Here is a 20,279-nt window from a genome sequence, read left to right as displayed (position 1 = left end):
GACGATGCATGTTGAGCGAAGAAAAGAACCGCCTGCTGACCGAAGTGGGTCCGGGCAAGCCCATGGGCGACTACCTGCGCCGCTACTGGCACCCGATCGCCGGCGCCAGCGAGTTCGACGACAAGGCTGTGAAGCCGCTGCGCATCCTCGGCGAGGACCTCGTGCTCTACAAGGACCTGAGCGGCAACTACGGCCTCGTCGACCGCCGCTGCCCGCACCGCAATGCCGACATGTCGTACGGCTACGTCGAGAAGTGCGGCCTGCGCTGCAGCTACCACGGCTGGCAATACGACACCAGCGGCCAGTGCATCCACCAGCCGTTCGAAGAAACGCTGGACCCCGACGCGCGCATGCGCAAGAACACGAAGATCAAGGCCTACCCCGTGCAGGAAAAGGCCGGCCTGCTGTGGGCCTACATGGGCCCGCAGCCCGCGCCGCTGCTGCCCGACTGGGAGCTCTTCAACTGCAAGAACGGTTTCGCGCAGGCCGTGTTCGCCGAGATTCCCTGCAACTGGTTCCAGTGCCAGGAGAACTCCATCGACCCCGTGCACTTCGAGTGGACGCACAACAACTGGACCACGCGCCTGCAGGGCGACGAAGGCCCCTATGTGCCCACGCACCTCAAGCTCGCCTTCGAGGAGTTCGAGCACGGCTTCGTCTACAAGCGCCTGCGCGGCGGCGAGCGCGAAGACAACGTGATGTGGACCACCGGCCGCGTCACGCTGTGGCCCAACGGCTTCTTCCTGGGCCACCACTTCGAATGGCGCGTGCCCATCGACGACCACCACACGCTGAGCGTGCTGTGGGTGCTCAGCCGCGTGCCCACCGAGCAGGAGCCGTATGTACAGGAACGCATTCCCTCGTGGTACGGCCCCATCAAGGACCCGGCCACGGGCCGCTGGATCACCAGCCACGTCGCCAACCAGGACTTCGTGGTCTGGGTGGGGCAGGGCACCGTGACCGACCGCACGCGCGAGAAACTGGGCCAGAGCGACAAGGGCATCGTCATGATGCGCCGGCGCTTCTTCGAAGAACTCGAGTCGATGCAGTCCGACCCGGCGCACGAGCCCAAGGGCCTGATCCGCGACCCCGAGAAGAACCGCGATGTTTTACTGCCCTCGGCCTGCCGCGACGAGATGCTGCACGGCCTGCCGCGCGAGGAACTGGCCGCGCATCCGCTGTTGGGCCCGTACCTGAAGGACTTCTTCGGGCAGGCCGGGCAGCCCGACGATGTGCGCGCGGCCTACGAGAAGGCCATCGGGCAGAAGGTCGAGGGCGCGAGTTTCTTCAAGGTGCACGGCGGCGCGTCCGACGCCGAGGTGGAAACGCAAGAGGCTGCGTAACGCACGCCGCGATCCGGGTCTTTGCGCCGGGGCTCGCCTCGACGCGAACGGCGTGTGAACATCCCGTGTCGGGAGCACACGCTGTGAAGTTTCGTGATCGCGCACAGGCCGGCCGCCAGCTCGCTGCCTTGTTGCAGCGGCGCGGCGGTTTTGCGGACGCCGTGGTGCTGGCGCTGCCGCGCGGCGGCGTGCCGGTGGCCTTCGAGGTGGCCCGCGCGCTGCGGCTGCCGCTCGATGTGCTGGTGGTCCGCAAGCTGGGCCTGCCCGAACAGCCCGAGTACGCCTTCGGCGCGCTCGCGGGCGACGGCGTGCCCGAGATCGACGAACACCTGGTGCGCACGCTGGACCTGCGTCCGTCGGAGATCGATGCCGTGGTCCGTGCTGAACTCGCGGAGTTGGCACGCCGCACGCAGGTCTATCGCGGTGATCGCCCGGCGTGCGAGGTGCAAGGCCGCACGGTGCTCGTCATCGACGACGGGCTGGCCACTGGCGCCACCATGCGCGCGGCCGTTCGCGGGCTGCGACGGCAGAGCGCCGGCAGCGTGATCGCCGCCGTGCCCGTGGCGTCGCCCGAGGCCTGCGAGGCCTTGCAGTGCGAAGCCGACGACGTGCTGTGCGTGCGATGCCCGACCGTGTTTCGCGCGGTCGGCGCCTGGTATGAAGATTTCTCGCAGACGACGGATGAGGAGGTCTGCGCGCTGCTGGCGCAGGCCTAGCGCCTGAACATCCGCAGATCGAGCGCGCTCTCTTCGCCCAGCCACATCGCATGGGCTGTGTGGTCCGCGAAGTCGTCACCGGTCACGCCGTGCACGAACACATCGAGGCCGTTGCGGTTGGCGTCGAGCCAGCCGATGACTTCGTCGAACTCGGCGGCGTCGAAGGCCAGCTGGCAGCTCCAGTGCGGGTGCGGGCCGACGAGGCGTTCGTGCACCCGGCCCACCACCACCATCAGCTCGCGGCCGGCGCACTCGCTGAGTTCGCGCGCCTGCGCCAGCGTGGCGGGGGCGAAGTAGATGTGGGCGTGGTACTGGGCGTAGAGGTTTTCGGGGCGGCGCGGCATGGTGGGCTCATTGTGAACCGAGGCGGAAGCGTCCGCTGTAGCGAAACACATCGCCGAACCAGCGGTGGCGTAGCAGCATCTTCATCGTGAAGTGGTCGGGGTCGGACGGATCGGGCCGTTCCTCGACGTAGGCGGTGCCGAGCAAGAGGCCCAGCGGCAGCGGAATGCGCAGCCCCGCGAGGCGCCAGATGTAGCCCCTGTCGCGGAACACGAGCGCGCCGTCTTCCGCGCTCACCGCCAGGCGCATGCCGATGCCGAAGCGCACGTATTCGATCACCTCGCTGCCTTGCGCCGCGTCGTGTTCCATGTGCGAACGGAAATGAAAAGGCGGCCTGCTCGGAAAGTGGAAGACGCGGTCCCAGTAGAGGTGGGCGTTGTCGGGGCGGCAGCGGTAGTGCACCTCGATCGGCACCTGGGTACCCTGGTGCGGAACCAGCGCGCCGAACAGCCGACCGAAGGGCATCAGCAGCGCGGCCCAAGGCGCGTGCCAGACCTCGCTCATGGTGCCGCGCACGCAGACGTAGTCGTCGGAGAACGGCGCCATCGTGTAGTGGCGGCGGATGACGTCGCCGAGCTGGCTCCATGCGGGGCCGAGCGCCTGCTGGAAGACGGGGGGCGCGCTCATCCCGTCACCGCGTGGGTCGCTTCGCTGCGCGCCTTGTAGAAGCGCAGGATGTTCTCGGAAGCGTCGCCAAGCAGGAACTGCATGACCGGGTCCGCATACCAGTTGAAGCGCGTGCTCAGCCGCCACGACACCGCGACGCGCAGTTCGGTGCCGCCGTCGCGCGGGGTCAGGGTGTAGGTGGCGTCGCGCAGGTCGAAATACTGGCCGCCGATCATCACGTGGTCGTCGAGTGCGCCGGCGGGGAAGGAGTCGGGCGTGAAGCGAAAGCGCCACTTCAGCAGGCGATCGGGCTGCCACTCGGTGACGACCTCTTCGAAATGCACGTTCTTCTGCCATTGCACCTGGCGCACGCGGCCCTCGGGCGTGTCGACGGTGACGCCCGACACCGGCATCGGCACGCCGACGCGGTAGGCCCACGCGTCGCCGACTTCGCTGGGGCGGATGTCGCGCGCGGCGTTGAGCTCGTGCCACACGCGTTCGGCCGGCGCCGCGATGAAGAGGGTGCGCGAGGTGTTCGAGAACTGGTCGGGGTTGGGCCATTGCGGCTCGATGCCGCCGAGCAGCAGCGGCACCAGGGCGACGCTGTACAGCGCGGGCTTGGGCCAGTTGGTGATGCGGCACACGATGCCCATGGCCAGCCCGCCGACGCTGCCCATCACCGCGAACAGCGGCACGATGAAGGCGGCGCAGATGATGCCCTCGATGAACACCATCAGCGTGCCGCCGACGAACAGCGCGGTGGCCACCCACGGCGCCCAGAGGTAGTAGCCCCAGCTGCGCCGCTCGATGCGCTCGGCCATGTACACGGTGACCGCGCCGCACGCCGCGGGTGCGAAGTAGACGAAGGAGCCCAGCATCGCCGAGAAGGGCTCGCCCGGGCCGCCGCTGAAGACGAGGCGCAGCACGAGCGCCAGCGCCGCGCCGGCGAACATGGGCCAGAACCAGCCGAAGGGCATGCCGCGCACGGGCTTGGGGGCCGGCACGTCGTCGTTGGCCGGCAGGTCGGCGAGTTTGCTTTCTTCGGGCTCGGTGCGCATGGAAATCTCTTCTCCTCTTTTTTGTGATGTCTCAGCTGGCGCTGCGCCGGGCCGTCACCATGGCGTAGTCGAAGTCGCGCCAGAACATGCCCAGCGCGAGCGCGCAGTAGCTGGCGACGATGTGCTTGCGGCGCCAGGGGCTGAGCCTGCCGCGCGCCTTCCACAGTTCGATCAGCGTGAAGCGCGTGGCCAGCACGGGGATGTGCAAGGCGCTCGGTGCCACGCGCCAGCGCAGCGAGGTGAACTCGATGTCCTCGAAGCCGTGCGCGCGCAGCGCGGCCGTGAAGTCTTCGCGCTGAGCGAGGGTGGGCACGGCCCAGCTGTCGGCCCACAGGCGGTGCAGCCAGCCCGCGAGCCGGCCCGGCCGGCGGCGCAGCAGGAAGCCGTCGACCACCACCAGCCGCGCGCCGGGCTTGAGCAGCCGTGCGGCCTCGCGCACGAAGTCGGCCTTGGCGGTGCCCTCGGCGTAGCAGGCGCTTTCGAGCGCCCAGGCACCGTCGGCCTGGGCGGCGGGCAGGCCGGTGCGGGTGTAGTCGGCCTCGACGTGCGCCACGCGATCGGCCACGCCGGCACGGGCGTCGAGCCGCGCGGCGATGCCGTTCTGCACCGGCACGTTGGTCACGGTGACCGCGTGCAGCGCGGGGTCGTCGCCGACCAGCGTGCGCGAGGTGGCGCCGGCGCCGCAGCCCAGGTCGAGCACGCAGCGCGGGCCGGTGGTTGCGGCGGTGTCGAGCCGCAGTGCGCGGCCGACGGTGCGGTTCATCTCGATCAGCATGCCCTCGCGCCGCAGCGGGTTCAGGCCCAGGCGCCAGAAGCCGAAGTGCATGTTGTAGCTGGGGCTCCAGGCGCGGTAGTCGTCGGCGACCTCGGTGAAATAGTCCTGCGTGTCCTCGCGGCTCACATGGCCTTCGACGGCGGGCGGCGCGGGCCGCGCGGTGCCGGGCAGGCGGAAGTCGGGCTGGAAGACGTCGGGCATCGAAAACTCCTTCGGACGTGAGCGGGTGGGGTGTGACAGCGTGGGTTTTTTAGAGCTTGCAGTGGTCGTCGGCGCAGGTGGCCGGCGCGATCGCACCGTGCCCCGCGAGCCGCAGGACCAGCCAGCGCGGCAGCCGGTAGCGGTTGCGCGCCAGCACTGCATACGCGCGGTCGGCCAGCCGGCCGACCACCGGCAGGTCGAGCACCGCGCCGCCGGCCGGCAGGCCCACCGCCGCGCGGCAGGCGCGGATCGCATTCACGCCCACGCGCAGCCGGCCTGCGGCATCGACCGCATGCAGCGAACGCATCAGCGCTTCGCGCGGTGCCGGGCCGTCCGCGAAACCGATGGGCGAGCAGTCGACCACGCGCAGCCGCTTGGCGGCGTCGCGCGCCTGCATGGCGCCCATCTCGGCCGTGCACAGCGGGCAGGTGGCGTCGAAGTAGACGGTGAGCGGGTAGGTGGCGGGGGCGAAGCGGGTCATGGTGCTTTTGGTTCTCGATATTTCAGTCAAAACAGAAATAAGAAGGCAAAAAAAAGGACGCGGCCTTTCTCAGATCATGGGCAGGCTGGCGTGGTGCGCGTCGGGGTCGTCGCCCTTGCCCGCGCCAGGAGGGGCGGGGGGCGGTGGGCTGTCGCCGCGCACGAACTTCTGCACGCTGGCGCCCAGCGTGAGCACCTTGTCGAGCGTGCCGGGCGACAGCCGCAGCATCTCGTCGGCCCAGGTGGCGAGCTTGGTCATGAGGTCCATGGTGGAGCGGATGCGGTCCTGCGCATCGGGCGGCTCCTTCTGGAAATCGGGGCTGGCGACGATCTCGCGCAGCACGCGGATGGTGGGGTCGAACTCGCGCTCCTTGCGCTCGCGCACCACGGTGCGGAACAGCTCCCATACGTCGACGCTGGTCTCGAAGTAGTCGCGCCGGTCGCCCAGCGTGTGGGTGACGCGCACGAGGTTCCAGGCCTGTAGTTCCTTCAGGCTGTTGCTGACGTTGGAGCGGGCCACGCCCAGCGTTTCCGACAGCTCTTCGGCGTGCATCGGCTTGCCGTGCGCGAAGAGCAGGGCGTGGATCTGCGAGACCGTGCGGTTCACGCCCCACATGGAGCCCATCTCGCCCCAGTGCAGGACGAACTTGCGTTGAATGTCGGTGAGTTCCATGGCGTCGAGTTTAGGAATTCCTGAATTTCTGTCAAGACAGAAACAAAAAACGCTGCATGGTGGCCGCAAAAGTGAAATACTGTATGAATAAACAGTTATTCGACTTGTTTCCTGTTTCCTCCCAAGGACTCGCCATGCCCGCCGCCCAGGTTCCCATCCACATCATCAAGGGCCGAGGCGCGGCCACGCGGCTCGCGCACCGGTTCTCCAAAGACGAACGCGACGCCTTCGACGACGGCTGGGGCACGCTGGAAGACGGCGAAGCCGAGGCCGCCGGGCTGCTGCCGCTGGCCACCGAGGTGCGCTTCGAGGACGTGAAGTCGGTGCTCAGCAGCAACGAGTCGCCCGACATCCCCTTCGATCGCTCGCTCAACCCGTACCGCGGCTGTGAGCACGGCTGCATCTACTGCTTTGCGCGGCCCACGCACAGCTACCTGAACCTGTCGCCCGGCCTCGACTTCGAGACCAAGCTCATCGCCAAGCGCAACCTCGTCGAGGTGCTGCGCGCCGAACTCGGGCGCAAGGGCTACCGCCCCAGCAACCTCGCCATCGGCACCGCCACCGACTGCTACCAGCCCATCGAGCGCGAACTGCGGCTCACGCGCGGCGTGATCGAGCTGCTGAGCGAGGTGCGGCATCCGTTCGCGCTGGTCACCAAGTCGAGCGCGGTCGAGCGCGACCTCGACCTGATCGCGCCCATGGCCGCCGACCGGCTCGCGGCCGTGTACGTCACCGTGACCACGCTCGACGGCGAACTGGCGCGCAAGCTCGAGCCGCGCGCCGCCGCGCCGCACCGGCGGCTGCGCACCATCCGCACCCTGGCCGAGGCCGGCGTGCCGGTGGGCGTGAGCGTGGCGCCGCAGATTCCCTTCATCACCGAGGACATGGAGCAGGTGCTCGAAGCCGCCTGGGAGGCCGGCGCGCGCAGCGCCTTCTACACCGTGGTGCGCTTGCCGTGGGAGGTGGCGCCGCTCTTCAAGGAGTGGCTCGAGCTGCATTACCCGCAGCGCGCCGAGCGCGTCATGGCGCGCATCCACGAGATGCGCGGCGGCAAGGACTACGACGCCGACTTCGCCACGCGCATGAAGGGCAGCGGCCTGTGGGCCGACCTGATCCACCAGCGCTTCCAGAAGGCGACGCACCGACTGGGCTTCAACCGCGAGCGGATCGCGCTCGACACCGGGGCCTTCCGGCCGCCCGGCGCGCAAGGGCAGGGCAGCCTGTTCTGAGTGTGAGCAACGCTGACGCGCCCAGGCCCGGACCGCTGCGGCTGACGAGGGCGGTCGATAGGGCAGCCCTCGCTTCCACGCAATGCCCGGGCCTACATGAAGAAGTCGTCCAGCGGTGGCGGCGCCACGACACCCACCAGTTGCACTTCGAAGTCGGCGGTGCCGTTGCCGTCGATATCGGCCTGCAGCGTCTGGGTGGCGACGTCGAACCTCAGCTGTCCGGCTATGTTGGTGAACGCCGCATCGCCGAGGTAGCTGAAGGCGTCGTCCGCGTTCGCGTTGCCCGAAATGGCGTCGATGCCCGACAGGTCGAGCGTGTCCGCACCGCTCATGAATCCGGAGACCACGTCCCGGTTCGCACCGGCCGCACTCTCGGCCACGGCATTGAAGTCGTAGATATCGTTGCCATCGCCCCCGGTGAGCGAGTCCTTGCCCAGTCCGCCGGTCAGCGTGTCGTTGCCGCCGCCGCCGTTGAGCGTGTCGTTGCCCGCGCTGCCCTGGATCGCTTCGTTGTCCGCGCCGCCGGTGAAGGCGGTGCCGCCGACGATGCCGACGTCCAGCACCTGCGTTGCGGTGGCGTCGCCATCGGCGTCCTTGACCGCCAGCGAGAACTGCAGGTTGGCGTCGAGCTGGCCGCTGTTGAGCGTGACGAATCCGATGTCCGAGATCTTGATGACGTCGTTGTCGGACGTGGCCGCTTCGGGGTTGGCCGTGCCGGGTGTTCCCGAGAATTCCTGCAGCGTGGTGCTGTTGCCGCCGGCTCCGGTCAGCGCATTGAGGTTGATGGCCGTGCCCGTCACGCCTTCGGTCGACACCAGCAGTTGCGCCCCTTCGATGACGTAGTTCTCGGTGCCGGTGTTGAAGTCGTTCGACTCGATGATGACCGCGCCGTCGTTGTTGTCCAGCGAGATGCTGTACGGGGCCGGAATGGTGCCGCCGGATTTGATGATGTCGGCGTTGTCGATGATGATGGCCTTCGTCGTGCGGCTGCCGTCGTCCGGGTCCACCAGCTTGAGCACGAGCACCAGGTCCTCGCTGCCGATGCCGTCGAACTTGAGGAACATGCCGGCGGCCTGCGTGGTCGGCGTCGCGGTCGTGAAGCCGAACGGGTTCGCGGCGAAGAAGTCGAGGTCCAGCACCTCGCCCTGCTGGATGGTGTCGCCCGCCACGCCGTTGGCCAGGTTGGACACGCTCACCCACGTCCCGGCCTGCTTGAACAGCTCGCCGTTCACGAAGGCGGTTCCGTTGGCCGTGCCCAATGGGGCTGCCGGAGCGATCGCCTGGATGTTGTTGGCACCGGTGCCGCCGCCCGGCTCGCTGTAGCCGGTGAACTGCACGAAGAAGTTGCTGCTCAACTGGGCCACCGACACGTCGGGCTGCGTCTGGTCGACCGTCGATGTGCCCACCGTGTAGCCGGTGAAGCCCAGCGCCTGGCCGGTCGAGACGGTGTTGAAGCCCGCGATGGGCGCATTCAGCGTGAGCGAGTAGGTGCCGTTCACCTTGTCGAAGCTCAGCGTGCCGGTCGCGTTGGTGGTGGTGGCCGAGCCCGGGTCCGGCTTGTAGCTGAAACTCACGGCGAAGGAGGCGCCCGTCGCCGTCTCGGAGGTCCAGGTCACCGTCGGGCTGGTGATCGCCGCATTGCCCACCGTGCCGGTCAGCGTGATCGCTGAAAAGTCGGAGTTGGAGACGCTGTAGCTCGACCGCGCGTCGGCGCCGATCTCGTAGTCGAAGGTGCCGGTGCCGCCGGGCGACGGGTTGCTGGTGTTCGCGTAGATGAGGTCGGTGCGGGCCAGGATGGTCGGCCCGTCGTCCTCGAAGTTCAGGGCCTGGCCGATGTTCAGGAAGTCCGAGCCCGTGTTCTGGTCGCCGTCCTTGTCGGTGATGGTGTCGGTGCGGGTCAGCACGATCAGGTCGGCTGCAGAAAGTGTCTTCGAGTCGTCCGGGTTGGTGGCGTCCGGGTGCACGACGGCGCGCTGCTGGTCGAGCGTGACGAGGCCCGCGGCGTTCACGCTGACGGTGAAGACCAGCAATCCGCTGCCGGCCGTGCGCCCTTCGACCACGCCGCCGGCGGCGAGGGTCAACACCACGCTCTGGTTGCTGAGGGTGTCGACCAGGCCCGAGGCGACGCCCGCGCTCTTGACGCTCAGCGCGTAGGCGCTGGTGGTCGTGCCTGCGCCGTCCGCGCCGTAGGTCGGCGTGCTGGTGAAGTTGTCGGCGAAGCTGGCCGACGCGTTGGTGGCCAGGATGGTTTCGTCCACCGTCAGTGGATCGGCGGCCGCCGTGTCGGCCACCGTGATGCTCGGCCCGTCATCCTCGAAGTTCAAGGCCTGCCCGATGTTCAGGAAGTCCGAACCGGTGTTCTGGTCGCCGTCCTTGTCGGTGATGGTGTCGGTGCGCGTCAGCACGACCAGGTCGGCTGCAGTGAGCGTCTTCGAGTCGTCCGGGTTGTTGGCGTCCGGGTGCACGACGGCGCGCTGCTGGTCGAGCGTGACGAGGCCCGCGGCGTTCACGCTGACGGTGAAGACCAGCGCACCGCTGATGGCGGTACGCCCTTCGACCACGCCGGCGTTGACGGTCAGCACCACGCTCTGGTTCGTCAGGGTGTCGACGAGGCCCGAGGCGATCCCTGCGCTCTTGACGCTCAGCGCATAAGCGCTGGTGATCGTGCCTGCGCCGTCCGCGCCGTAGGTCGGCGTGCTGGAGAAGTTGTCGGCGAAGCTGGCCGATGCGTTGGTGGCCAGGGCGGTTTCGTCCACTGTCAACGTGTCGGACGGTGCCGTGTCGGCCACCACGATGCTCGGCCCATCGTCCTTGAAGTTCAGGGCCTGGCCGATGTTGAGGAAGTCCGAACCGGTGTTCTGGTCGCCGTCCTTGTCGGTGATGGTGTCGGTGCGGGTCAGCACGACCAGATCGGCCGCGGCCAGCGTCTTCGAGTCGTCCGGGTTGGTGGCGTCCGGATGCACGACGGCACGCAGCTGGTCGAGCGTGACGAGGCCCGCAGCGTTCACGCTGACGGTGAAGACCAGCGCACCGCTGATGGCGGTACGCCCTTCGACCACGCCGGCGTTAATGGTCAGCACCACGCTCTGATTCGTCAAGGTGTCGACCAGGCCCGAGGCGATGCCCGCGCTCTTGACGCTGAGCGCGTAGGCGCTGCTGGTCGTGCCTGCGCCGTCCGCGCCGTAGGTCGGCGTGCCGGAGAAGTTGTCGGCGAAGCTGGCCGATGCGTTGGTGGCCAGGGCGGTTTCGTCCACCGTCAATGCGTCGGGCGGTGCCGTGTCGGCGACCGCGATGCTCGGGCCGTCGTCCTCGAAGTTCAGGGCCTGGCCGATGTTGAGGAAGTCCGAACCCGTGTTCGGGTCGCCATCCCTGTCGGTGATGGTGTCGGTGCGGGTCAGCACGATCAGGTCGGCTGCGGCGAGCGTCTTCGAATCGTCCGGGTTGGCGGTGTTCGGGTGCACGACGGCACGTACCTGGTCGAGCGTGACCGTGCCGGCGGCGTTGACGCTCACCGTGAAGACGATGTCGCCCGTGGCGGCCGCCGCGGCGTCCGTGCCCTGGCGTCCCTCGACGACGCCCGAGGCATTGAGGAACAGGAACACGCTGTTGCCGGTGGCCACGTCGTCCAGCCCGGAGTCCGCGCCGCTGGTCTTCAGGCTCAGCGCGTAGGCGCTGGTGACCGCGCCTGCGCCGTCCGCGCCGTAGCTCGGCGTGCTGGTGAAGTTGTCGGCGAAGCTCGCCGACGCGTTGGTGGCCAGGGCGCTCTCGTCCACCGTCAATGCGTCAGGGGGCGCCGTGTCGGCCACCGCGATGCTCGGCCCGTCGTCCTCGAAGATCATCTGCGAGCCGATCTGCGCCGTGGCGGTGGACGACCTCAGCAGCCGGAAGCCCCCGATGTCGAAGTCCGCGTGCGTGTTGCCCGAGGCATTGAGGGCCGCCCCGTTCTCGATGAGCACGCGGTTGTGGTCCGCCGACGTCGTGTATTCGATCGATTGGCCGGCCACCACGCCGGTGATGGTCGCGACGCCGCCGGTGATGCTGATGGCGAGGCTCGAACTCAGTCCGCCTTCGGCGCCGGCCGAGAAGGTTTCGAGCACGGCCCCGGTGGCGGAATTGAGCACGCGCACGCTGGTGATCGCCACCGTCGCGTCGCCCGCATAGCCGTCGATGAAGCTGTTGCCGGACTCCGCCGCCGTGCTGAAGGCCGAGATCTTGACCTGGGCACTCTTGCCGCTTTGCAGCTGCACCACGTCGAAGTCGGCGGTCCTCGCGCCGAACATGCCGGTGAAGTCGATGTTCGACTCCAGGTCGGCCTCGTTCTGGTCCAGGTTCGGAATGGTGACGTCCGCCCGGGCGCCCGTCACGAACGTGAAGCGGATGCCTTCCTGCTCGGTGATCATCTGGCTGTTGGTGCCGAACGTGGTCGGTCCGCCCGCCTTGCTGGTGTTGATCGTGTCGCCGGTCGAGATGTTGATGTCGTCGGCGGTGCTGTTGGGGTTGGCACCGGACTGGTTGGCCGGGTCCTTGCCGGTCGCGATGATCGACACGTTGGAGATCCGGCCATCGACGATGGTCGGACTGCTGGTCGTGAACATCAGGAACAGGTTCTGGCCGGAGGGCGCGTCCGCGAGGTTGAACTCCGTGTCCTGGCTGACGCTGACGAAGACTTTGTCCGTCAGGTCGATTGGATCGTCGGCGTTGGCCGCGTCGGGGTTCGACATCGCTTCGTACTGGACGGTCCAGATCTTGGCGCCGTTCACCGGGCTGCCGGTTTCTTCCAGGTAGGCGGCGAACACGACGACATTGAGGGCGGTCTTGCCGTAGACGATGTTGTTGTTGGTCGCGTCGGTGTACAGGAAGATGTCTTCGCCGTCGGCGGTGTTGAGGCCGCTGTCCAGGCCGTTGAGCGGCGCGCCGTTCGCATCCGTGAAGGACATGTCGGTGACCGTGCCCGTCACGCTGAACGTGAAGGCGTTGGTGCCGGTGTTGGTCCCGTTGTAGCCACTCAACGCCGCGTTGATGGCGGTGCCGACGCCTTGGGCCGCCAGGCGGGTGCTGAAGGCGGTGGGCAGCGAACTTGCGGAGATGTCATTGTCGTTACTGTCGCCGGCAGCAGCGGGAGTAGCGGCAAGGTTCTGCAAATTGGCGGATTCATCCAGGGTGACGGTCGAGCCGGCCGTCAGGTTGAGCGCAGCCATGGGAACTCCTTGGTTGAAAAGATGCGCCGACTGGAATCAGTGCTCCCGATTGACCTGCATGCACTGGCGATCAACCACGTTCACATATCAGCAGAGAGGAATGCTGAACCGCCGGGCTGCGCCCTGTCCATAGGATAAAAGTTGTCACCCACAGGGTGATGCGCCGCGCCGATCGCGCGCCCTTACCCTTTGATACCTTGCGAGGTCGGCAGACCTGTTGGTGCAAATTTGTGGTCTTTATCATTAAGCTCCGGCTGCCTCCCAATAGGCACCTCGGAGGGAAACCATGGAACAAGTCCCACTGCCGTCTGCTGGGCTGGAACCTGCGTGGAACGCAGACCCGCTGCCGTTCATGCAGGGCTTGCGTCCCCTGTCGCCATTCGCGCCCTTCGTGCCCCCCGCGCTGTTGGCATCGGACTGCTTTCAACCGGCGTTCCCCGACCTCCCTTGCCCTGCGGCCGACCTCCGCGTGCCGGTGCTTGTCGCCACCGGCACCGGCCGCGCGTCACCGCGGTTCGGGCAGGGCCTGCTGGCCTCGCGGCAGCGGGCCGGGCGGGTGTACGAGGTCGCGTGCGTGCAGGTGAACAGCCTCTTCGAACTGGAAGCCCGCTGCCGGCCGCAGGCGCCTCGCCTGCTGCTGGTGGACATCGCGCTGATGGCGCCGGAGAGCGTCGCCAGCCTGGACGGTCTGCGCCGCCGCTTTCCCGCCACCGACTGGCTCCTCGGCTGGGAGGCGCCGTCCCCGCAAGGCCTGGATGCCGCGCTTCGCAGCCAGGCGCGCGGCAGCGTCGAGTGGGCCGCGAGCGCCGAGCAGTTCGCGCAATCGCTGGATGCCGTGCTGGCGGGTACCCTGGGCTTTCCGGGGCCGGTGGTGCAGGCGCTGTACCTGTGCGTGTTGCGCGCGAAGGCCAGCGGCGGGCGGTCGGCGTCCGGCGGCACCACGCCGGCCGTCCGACTGACCGCACGGGAAGACGAGGTCCTGTCGCTCATGCACCGGGACATGACCAACAAGCAGATCGCCGAGCGGCTCGGCATCAGCGTCAACACGGTCAAGAAGCACCTCGCGCACGTGTTCGCGAAGCAGGGGCCGCACAGCCGGCGCTGGCACCTCGTCTGAGCCGTGGCCGGCACCGGCTTTGCGCCCACCCGGGCGCCGACGCGGTAGATTCGTGACCGCGCGTGCCGGCTCCGGCACGCGCCTGTCAGCTTCAACAAAGGTCAAGGGCGCGCATGAACAGGGTCTGGCTCGTGGTGATGGGGGTTTCGGGCTGCGGCAAGTCCAGCATGGGCGCGGCGCTGGCCACGGCGCTCGGGCTGCCGCTGATCGAGGGCGACGACCACCACCCGCCCGCCAACGTCGACAAGATGAGCCGCGGCATCGCGCTCACCGACGCCGACCGCGCCGGCTGGCTGGCCACGCTGGGCCGTGCCCTGGCCGATGCGCCGCAGGGCGCTGTCATGACCTGCTCCGCGCTCAAGCGCAGCTACCGCGACCAGCTGCGCGCCGCCGCGCCGGGCCTGCGCTTCGTGTTCATGCAGATCGACCGCGCCGAAGCCGAGCGCCGCGTGGCCGCGCGCGCGGGCGCCGGGCTGCACATGTTCCCGGCCAGCCTCGTGGCCAACCAGTTCGCCACGCTCGAATCGCCGGTGGGCGAGGCCGGCGTGCTGGCGGTGGATGCGACGGCGCCGCTGGCGCAGTCGGTCGGCGTGGTGCGCGACTGGCTGGCCGACGCCGGCTGAGTCGCATCACCTGAAGAGGCGGCGAGCGGGCATTCACCAGAAACACCGCGGAACCGGCTTTGCCGGGCCGCTGGTGCTGCCCCCGGTAGGGGGTTGGCGAAGCGACACGAAGTGTGCGAAGCCTGGGGGCGAGCCCAATTTATCTATTCGATGACTTCGGGCCAGTCGGTGTGGAAGAACTGGCCCTCCGGCTTGTCGACCCGCTCGTACGTGTGCGCCCCGAAGAAATCGCGCTGCGCCTGCAGCAGGTTCGCGCTCAGGCGCGCCGTGCGGTAGCTGTCGTAGTAGGCCAGCGAGGCGCTGAAGGCCGGCACCGGGATGCCGTTGCTCACCGCCAGCGCCACCACCTCGCGCCAGTTCTGCTGCGTGCGGTTCAGCAGGTCTTGAAAGAACGGGTCGAGCATCAGGTTGCCCAGCGCTGGGTCGCGGCGGAAGGCGTCGGTGATGCGGTTCAAAAAGCGCGCGCGGATGATGCAGCCGCCGCGCCAGATCGAGGCGATGCCGCCCAGGTCGAGCTGCCAGCCTTTCTTCTCGCCCATGGTCTGGATCAGGTCGAAGCCCTGCGTGTAGCTGATGACCTTCGAGGCGTAGAGCGCGTCGTGCACCTTGGCCACCAGCGCCTTCTTGTCAAGCGACAGTTCGATCTTCGGCCCCCGCAGCAGCTGGCTGGCCGCCACACGTTGCTTCTTCTGCGACGACAGCACGCGCGCCTCGACCGCTGCGTTGATGGTGCTGATGACCACCGCGTTCTCGGCCGCGTTCAGCAGCGTCCACTGGCCCGTGCCTTTCTGGCCTGCCTTGTCCAGGATGAGGTCGACCACCGGCTGGCCGGTTTCCGGGTCTTTCTGCTCGAGCGCCTTGGCGGTGATCTGGATCAGGTAGCTCTGCAGCTCGCCCTCGTTCCATTCGTTGAAGATCGCGGCCATCTCGTCGGTCGTGAAGCCGGCCGCCTTGAACAGGCTGTAGGCCTCGCAGATCAGCTGCATGTCGCCGTACTCGATGCCGTTGTGCACCATCTTCACGTAGTGCCCCGCGCCGCCCGGGCCGATGTGGATCACGCAGGGCTCGCCGTCCACCTTGGCCGCGATGCTCTCGAAGATCGGCTTCATCACCTCCCAGGTCGACGCCGGGCCGCCCGGCATGATCGACGGCCCCTTGCGCGCGCCTTCCTCGCCGCCCGACACGCCTGCGCCGATGAAGCGCAGACCCTTGGCTGCAAGGTAGGCGTCGCGGCGTTCGGTGTCGGTGTACAGGCTGTTGCCGCCGTCGATGACGATGTCGTCCTTGTCGAGCAGCGGAATCAGCTGCTCGATCACCTGGTCGACCGGCGCGCCGGCCTTCACCATGATCTGGATCTTGCGGGGCTTGGCCAGGCTCTGGACGAACTCTTCGAGCGTCTTCGCGCCCACCAGCTGCTTGCCGGGGTGGGCGGCAATGAAGGCCTCGGTGGTGGCCTCGGTGCGGTTGTAGACGCTGACCTGGAAGCCGCGGCTTTCCACGTTCAGCACCAGGTTCTGTCCCATCACGGCCAGGCCGATCAATCCGAAATCGCTTTGCTTGCTCATGTGTGCCGGGCCCTTCGTGCGTGTGCGGTGGATGAAGCGGGCCATTGTGCCGGGCACCTGCGCGGCGCGGCGTCGGAGGGCGTCTATACCCGCTTGGCAAACGGGCCCGGGCTGGCTATGTTGGCGGGATGACTTCCGCCGCCATGCCCGCAGCCCCTGCTGCGATCCACACCTGGTCGACCGACACCGTGCCGCCGCCGCAGCGGCTGGACTACTGGATCGGCGCGGTCTGCGAAGGCTTTCTCGAGATGGACGTGACCAGCCCGCTGGCCGGCCGCTTCGGCGCCTCGCTCGAATCCGCGCCGCTCGGGCCGCTGCACGTGAACCGGGTGCGCGGCAGTGCACAGGACGTGTACCGCACGCGCCGCGCCATCGCCCACAGCCGCCACAACTTCTACTACCTGCTGTGCAAGGCCGACTCACCCTGGGTCGCGGTGCAGGAAGAGCGCTCGGCGCGCCTGCTGCCCGGCGACGCGGTGCTGGTCGACTCGCGGCGCTGCTACGCCTTTCACCTGCAGCAGTCGGCCGACACGGTGTCGATCGAGCTGCCGACCGCGTGGGTCGAGTCGTGGCTGCCCGACGCCGGCGACCACGTGGCGCGCCGCATCGACGGGCACAGCGGCTGGGGCGCGGCGCTCAGCGGCTTCGCGCAGGCGCTGTCGCCCGAGGTGGCCCTGCGGCCGCCGCTGCCGGTGGCGTTGCTGGCCGACCAGCTCGGCGGCCTGCTGGCCCTGGCGCTCGGCCCGGGCGGTGGCGGGGCCATGCCCGACCCGTGCGGCCGCGCCGCCCTGCGCCAGCGCGTGCTCGATGCCACGCGCGAGCGCCATGCCGAGCCGGGCCTCACGGCCGCGGCCGTGGCGCAGGGGCTCGGCATCTCGGAGCGCAGCCTGCACCGTTGCCTCGCGGAAGGGGCAGGGGATGGCACCACCACCTTCGCGAACGCGCTGGCCGCCTGCCGCATGCAGGTGGCGCAGCGCATGCTGGCCGATGCGCGCTTCGACCGCCTGAGCGTGGCGCAGATCGGCCTGCGCGTCGGGCTGGCCGATGCGTCGCACTTCGTGCGTCTGTGCCGGCGCCACCTCGGCGGCACGCCGGGCGCGCTGAGGCAGTCGCGCGGCTGAACGCCGGCTAGGCCCCGAACCAGTCGCGCGCCGAGCGGCCCTGGTCGGGCCCCAGCATCGAGAAGCCGCCGTCGACCGGGATGTCCGCGCCGGTCACGAAGCGCGCCGCGTCCGAGCACAGGAACAGCACCACCTGCGCCACGTCGTCGCCGTCGCCCACGCGGCCCAGCGGGTGCATCGGCGCGCCGACGCGGTCGGCCCGCGCGCGGTCGCCGTCCGCCATGCGCGACAGCGCGTCCGACCAGGTCCAGCCCGGCGACACCGAGTTCACCCGCACGCCCCGGGGCGCCAGCGTGGCGGCCTGGTTGCGCGTGAGTTGCAGGATGGCGGCCTTGGCCGCCGGGTACAGCGCGCGGCCCGCCGCGCCGAACTTGCCGCCGACGCTGCCCATGTTCACGATGGCGCCGCCGTGTGCGGCCAGTGCGTCGGCGGTCTTCTGCACCAGCATCGCGCCGGAGACCAGGTTGACGTTCAGCGCACCCAGCCAGTCGGCGCGCGCGGAGTCCAAGCCTGCGTCGCCGTAGACCACGGCGTTGTTGATGAGGAAGTCGATGCGGCCTTCGGTGCGCAGCGTGCCGGCCACGAGCGCATCGAGCGCGTCGTCCGAGGCGATGTCGCAGGCGACGAAGCGGCAGCCCGCGCCCACGTCGGCCGCCAGCGCGGCGCCGCGCGCCGTGTCGATGTCGACCGCCACCACGCGCGCGCCGGCCTGCACGAAGGCGCGCACGATGGCGCTGCCCAGCAGCGCGGCGGCGCCGGTCACGATCGCGACCTTGCCTCGCAGCGTCGTCATGGCCGGCCTCCCATCTGCGCCACGGCGTCGTCCACGCGCACCACGTCCGCGAGCATCGCCAGGGTTTCGAGGCTGGCTGCCTGCAGGTGCGCCTGCGCGGTGCTGCAGGCGTCGGCCACCACCGCCACGTCGTAGCCCAGGTCGCTCGCATGGCGCGCGCCGTGTTCGACGACGTGGTTGGTGGCGATGCCGGCCACGTACAGGCGGCTGGCACCGGTGGCGCGCACGGCGTCTTCGAGCCCACTGGCCCAGAAGGGGTTGTTGCGCTTGTGGGTGACGACGGCCTCGTCCGGCCGCGGCGCGAGTTCGTCGTAGAAGCCCGCGCCCCAGCTGCCTTCCTGCACCGCGCCGCTCTCGGCCACGCGGCGGAACAGCGTGCAGTTGCGCAGGCAGTCCGAGTAATCCGGCGCGAAGGCGATGCGCACGAAGATCACCGGCACGCCGTTCGCGCGCGCCCCGGTGATGAGCCGCGCGGCCGAGGCGATGAGGCGCGGGCGCGCCGGGTCGTCGGCGGCCACGCCCACGCGCACCTTGCCGTCGACGTGCAGCACGTCGTTCTGGTAGTGCATGGCCAGCAGCGCGGCCTTCACAGGAACACCTGCAGGGCTTCGTGCGGCGCGTCGCAGTTGACGAGGTCGACGCGCTTGGTCTGGATGCGCCAGCCGTCGTCGGCGCGGCGCAGCGTGTGCAGCACGCTGCCGCCGAAGGTGCGCTGCTCGGTCTTGCGCCACTCCAGCAGCAGGAAGGTCGAGCGCACGGTGCAGCCCGCATCGTCGTCGCGAGACTCGAGCGCGATGTTGCCCAGCACGTGCACGGTGCGCGTGGGCGGCTGCTGCGAGTAGGCGCGGGCCTGCTCGAGCCGCCGCGCGCGCATCGAGCGCAGCAGCGCGTCCTCGCAGAACAGCGAGGCGTGGTTGAGGTGGTCGGCCTGGCCGTGCACCAGCGGCACCCAGTACAGGCCGTCGGGCGTGAAGAGCTTCTGCCATTCGTCCCAGCGGTGCTCGTCGAGCAGGCGGGCCTCGTGGTGCAGGAACTGCGTGAGGTCCTGCTGTTCGTTCCAGTCGCGAAAGTTCATTCGGCGCTCCCGGCGTGTTCGTTCGTCTTTGCACCCGTGTCGACGCCCATGTACCCGGCCCACGCCGCGAACATGTTGCGCGAGGGCATCTCGCTGTTGCCGTTGGACGCGCGCCCGCCCGGCAGCGGCTGGTCGCGCCCGGCGGCGCGGTGCATGCTGACCCAGTCGCCGCCGTCCGAGCCCAGGCCTTCCTGCACGCGGTTGTAGGCCTCCAGGTCGTCGGGCATCACGTTCGACGAGGGCGAGTTGACGATGTTGGTGTACTTGAGCGTGCGCTGGAAGGTGGCTTCGGGCGCGCCCTTGAGGCGGAAGCTGAAGATCTCGACCAGCGTGCGGTCCACCGACAGCGGCCGGATCACGCGGATCTGCTGGAACGAGGTGTGCGGCGAGCAGCTCGGGTACACGATGGTGTTGTGCCGGTTCACGCGCAGGATCGCGTCGGCCTCTTCGGCGCCCTTCGCGGCTTCGAGCGAGGCCACGTAGGCCAGGCTCACCGGGTCGGTGGGCGGCACGAAGATGCCTTCCATGAAGCCGTGGCCGTGGTCGTAGCCCTTGAGCTCCAGCTTCTCCCAGAACTCCAGCGGCTCGCCGTTGCCGTCGACGATCACCACCTCGAAGGGCTTGGGCGTGCCGGCCGGCATGGCCTCGTGCTCTTCCTTGGCCGCGCGCCACGACGACTCGTGCGTGGCCACGGCGTGGATGGTGTCGTGCAGGTTCTCGAAGAAGATCTTCCAGTTGTTGCGCTGGATCACGCGCTGAACGCCACCGGCCACTTCCACTTCGCCCTCGGGCGCACGGTCGCAGAAGTTGTCGAGCGACGTGGCCACGCCACCCAGGAATTCTTTCAGCTCGGGCCCGTCTTCCGACAGGCTGGCGAACACGAAGCCGCGGTGCGAGGCCACGCGCGCCACCTTGCGCACGCCGTACTGCGGGTCCTTCAGGTCGAGCGCGGTGCATTCGTAGCCGCTGCGCAGCGGCACCGACAGCAGGCTGCCGTCGCACTTGAAGGTCCAGCCGTGGTACAGGCAGCGCAGAAACTTGCCGGCGCTGCCGCTGCCGTCGGGCACGAGCTTGGCGCCCTTGTGCGGGCAGCGGTTGAACATCACGTGCACCTGGCCGTCGGTGTGCCGCACCATCACCACGGGCTCGCGGCCCAGGCGGGTGGTGAAGTAGTCGCCGGGCTTGGGCACCTGGCTTTCGTGGCCGATGTAGATCCAGGCCTGGCCGAACACGCGGTCCATTTCCAGCTCGAAGATGGCGGGGTCGGTGTAGACGCGCTTGTGCACGCGGTCGGGCTGCACGAGCGACTGGATGTCGATCGGGCTTGTCGCCGCGATGGGGACGATGGGGATCACGGAATTCAT

At 68.9% G+C, this 20,279-nt stretch carries 18 protein-coding genes; 6 read left to right on the top strand and 12 right to left on the bottom strand.

The window, feature by feature from the left end:
- The first annotated feature begins 8 nt into the window (after window positions 1-8).
- Both AC1RLW_RS10065 and AC1RLW_RS10060 read left to right on the top strand, forming a co-directional pair.
- Window positions 9-1,343, top strand: a complete 1,335-nt coding sequence (locus tag AC1RLW_RS10065) for a Rieske 2Fe-2S domain-containing protein (protein ID WP_493192934.1) — start codon at window positions 9-11, stop codon at window positions 1,341-1,343.
- Window positions 1,344-1,426: 83 nt separating this feature from the next.
- Window positions 1,427-2,059: a phosphoribosyltransferase gene (locus tag AC1RLW_RS10060; protein WP_493192933.1), complete on the top strand. Its 633-nt coding sequence runs from the start codon at window positions 1,427-1,429 to the stop codon at window positions 2,057-2,059.
- On the opposite strand, the gene AC1RLW_RS10055 is transcribed toward AC1RLW_RS10060, so the two are convergent.
- From AC1RLW_RS10055 to AC1RLW_RS10030, 6 genes are all read right to left on the bottom strand, one after another.
- On the bottom strand, window positions 2,056-2,403 hold the full coding sequence (locus tag AC1RLW_RS10055; RefSeq protein WP_493192932.1) for a DOPA 4,5-dioxygenase family protein: 348 nt from the start codon (window positions 2,401-2,403) through the stop codon (window positions 2,056-2,058). The two genes, AC1RLW_RS10060 and AC1RLW_RS10055, sit on opposite strands and share 4 nt — an antisense overlap.
- Before the next feature lie 7 nt (window positions 2,404-2,410).
- Window positions 2,411-3,028 (bottom strand): DUF4166 domain-containing protein, encoded by a 618-nt coding sequence (locus AC1RLW_RS10050; protein ID WP_493192931.1) that lies wholly within the window; start codon window positions 3,026-3,028, stop codon window positions 2,411-2,413.
- Window positions 3,025-4,065, bottom strand: a complete 1,041-nt coding sequence (locus AC1RLW_RS10045) for an SRPBCC family protein (protein WP_493192930.1) — start codon at window positions 4,063-4,065, stop codon at window positions 3,025-3,027. The genes AC1RLW_RS10050 and AC1RLW_RS10045 overlap by 4 nt, the downstream gene beginning before the upstream one ends.
- A gap of 31 nt (window positions 4,066-4,096) precedes the next feature.
- Window positions 4,097-5,041 (bottom strand): SAM-dependent methyltransferase, encoded by a 945-nt coding sequence (locus AC1RLW_RS10040; protein WP_493192929.1) that lies wholly within the window; start codon window positions 5,039-5,041, stop codon window positions 4,097-4,099.
- Between the two features lie 49 nt (window positions 5,042-5,090).
- The gene (locus AC1RLW_RS10035) at window positions 5,091-5,522 is read right to left on the bottom strand and encodes a thiol-disulfide oxidoreductase DCC family protein (RefSeq protein WP_493192928.1); all 432 of its coding nucleotides are present in this window, start codon (window positions 5,520-5,522) and stop codon (window positions 5,091-5,093) included.
- 69 nt (window positions 5,523-5,591) lie between these two features.
- Window positions 5,592-6,194 carry a GbsR/MarR family transcriptional regulator gene (locus AC1RLW_RS10030; protein WP_354347325.1) on the bottom strand — a complete coding sequence of 201 codons (603 nt, stop codon included), beginning with the start codon at window positions 6,192-6,194 and terminating at the stop codon, window positions 5,592-5,594.
- Between the two features lie 134 nt (window positions 6,195-6,328).
- Here AC1RLW_RS10030 and AC1RLW_RS10025 point away from each other — a divergent pair, with 134 nt between their 5' ends.
- The gene (locus AC1RLW_RS10025) at window positions 6,329-7,423 is read left to right on the top strand and encodes a PA0069 family radical SAM protein (RefSeq protein WP_159277635.1); all 1,095 of its coding nucleotides are present in this window, start codon (window positions 6,329-6,331) and stop codon (window positions 7,421-7,423) included.
- Between the two features lie 92 nt (window positions 7,424-7,515).
- Here AC1RLW_RS10025 and AC1RLW_RS10020 read toward each other — a convergent pair whose 3' ends face one another.
- Window positions 7,516-12,621 (bottom strand): DUF5801 repeats-in-toxin domain-containing protein, encoded by a 5,106-nt coding sequence (locus AC1RLW_RS10020; RefSeq protein WP_493192927.1) that lies wholly within the window; start codon window positions 12,619-12,621, stop codon window positions 7,516-7,518.
- A 286-nt stretch (window positions 12,622-12,907) separates the two neighbouring features.
- Here AC1RLW_RS10020 and AC1RLW_RS10015 point away from each other — a divergent pair, with 286 nt between their 5' ends.
- Both AC1RLW_RS10015 and AC1RLW_RS10010 read left to right on the top strand, forming a co-directional pair.
- Window positions 12,908-13,738, top strand: a complete 831-nt coding sequence (locus AC1RLW_RS10015) for a helix-turn-helix transcriptional regulator (protein ID WP_493192926.1) — start codon at window positions 12,908-12,910, stop codon at window positions 13,736-13,738.
- A 113-nt stretch (window positions 13,739-13,851) separates the two neighbouring features.
- Window positions 13,852-14,361 (top strand): gluconokinase, encoded by a 510-nt coding sequence (locus AC1RLW_RS10010; protein ID WP_493192925.1) that lies wholly within the window; start codon window positions 13,852-13,854, stop codon window positions 14,359-14,361.
- A gap of 143 nt (window positions 14,362-14,504) precedes the next feature.
- On the opposite strand, the gene gnd is transcribed toward AC1RLW_RS10010, so the two are convergent.
- Window positions 14,505-15,926 (bottom strand): decarboxylating NADP(+)-dependent phosphogluconate dehydrogenase, encoded by a 1,422-nt coding sequence (gene gnd, locus AC1RLW_RS10005; protein ID WP_159272644.1) that lies wholly within the window; start codon window positions 15,924-15,926, stop codon window positions 14,505-14,507.
- A 128-nt stretch (window positions 15,927-16,054) separates the two neighbouring features.
- Between gnd and AC1RLW_RS10000 the strand changes: the two genes are divergently transcribed.
- Window positions 16,055-17,047 carry an AraC-like ligand-binding domain-containing protein gene (locus AC1RLW_RS10000; protein ID WP_493192924.1) on the top strand — a complete coding sequence of 331 codons (993 nt, stop codon included), beginning with the start codon at window positions 16,055-16,057 and terminating at the stop codon, window positions 17,045-17,047.
- 7 nt (window positions 17,048-17,054) lie between these two features.
- Here the strand turns inward: AC1RLW_RS10000 and AC1RLW_RS09995 are convergent, their stop codons facing one another.
- The 4 genes from AC1RLW_RS09995 to AC1RLW_RS09980 are packed head-to-tail and all read right to left on the bottom strand — an operon-like array spanning window position 17,055 to window position 20,279.
- Complete coding sequence (locus AC1RLW_RS09995) at window positions 17,055-17,840, bottom strand: SDR family oxidoreductase (RefSeq protein ID WP_159272642.1); 786 nt, start codon at window positions 17,838-17,840, stop codon at window positions 17,055-17,057.
- The gene (locus AC1RLW_RS09990; RefSeq protein WP_493192923.1) at window positions 17,837-18,430 is read right to left on the bottom strand and encodes a cysteine hydrolase family protein; all 594 of its coding nucleotides are present in this window, start codon (window positions 18,428-18,430) and stop codon (window positions 17,837-17,839) included. Before AC1RLW_RS09990 ends, AC1RLW_RS09995 begins: the two co-directional genes overlap by 4 nt.
- Window positions 18,427-18,915, bottom strand: a complete 489-nt coding sequence (locus AC1RLW_RS09985) for an aromatic-ring-hydroxylating dioxygenase subunit beta (RefSeq protein WP_095744556.1) — start codon at window positions 18,913-18,915, stop codon at window positions 18,427-18,429. The genes AC1RLW_RS09990 and AC1RLW_RS09985 overlap by 4 nt, the downstream gene beginning before the upstream one ends.
- On the bottom strand, window positions 18,912-20,279 hold the full coding sequence (locus tag AC1RLW_RS09980) for an aromatic ring-hydroxylating dioxygenase subunit alpha (protein ID WP_493192922.1): 1,368 nt from the start codon (window positions 20,277-20,279) through the stop codon (window positions 18,912-18,914). The genes AC1RLW_RS09985 and AC1RLW_RS09980 overlap by 4 nt, the downstream gene beginning before the upstream one ends.

It is taken from the genome of Variovorax sp. GW822-FHT04A09, from assembly GCF_058801005.1.
Note: the sequence above shows the minus strand (reverse complement) of the source record. Positions and strands in the feature narration are given on the sequence as shown.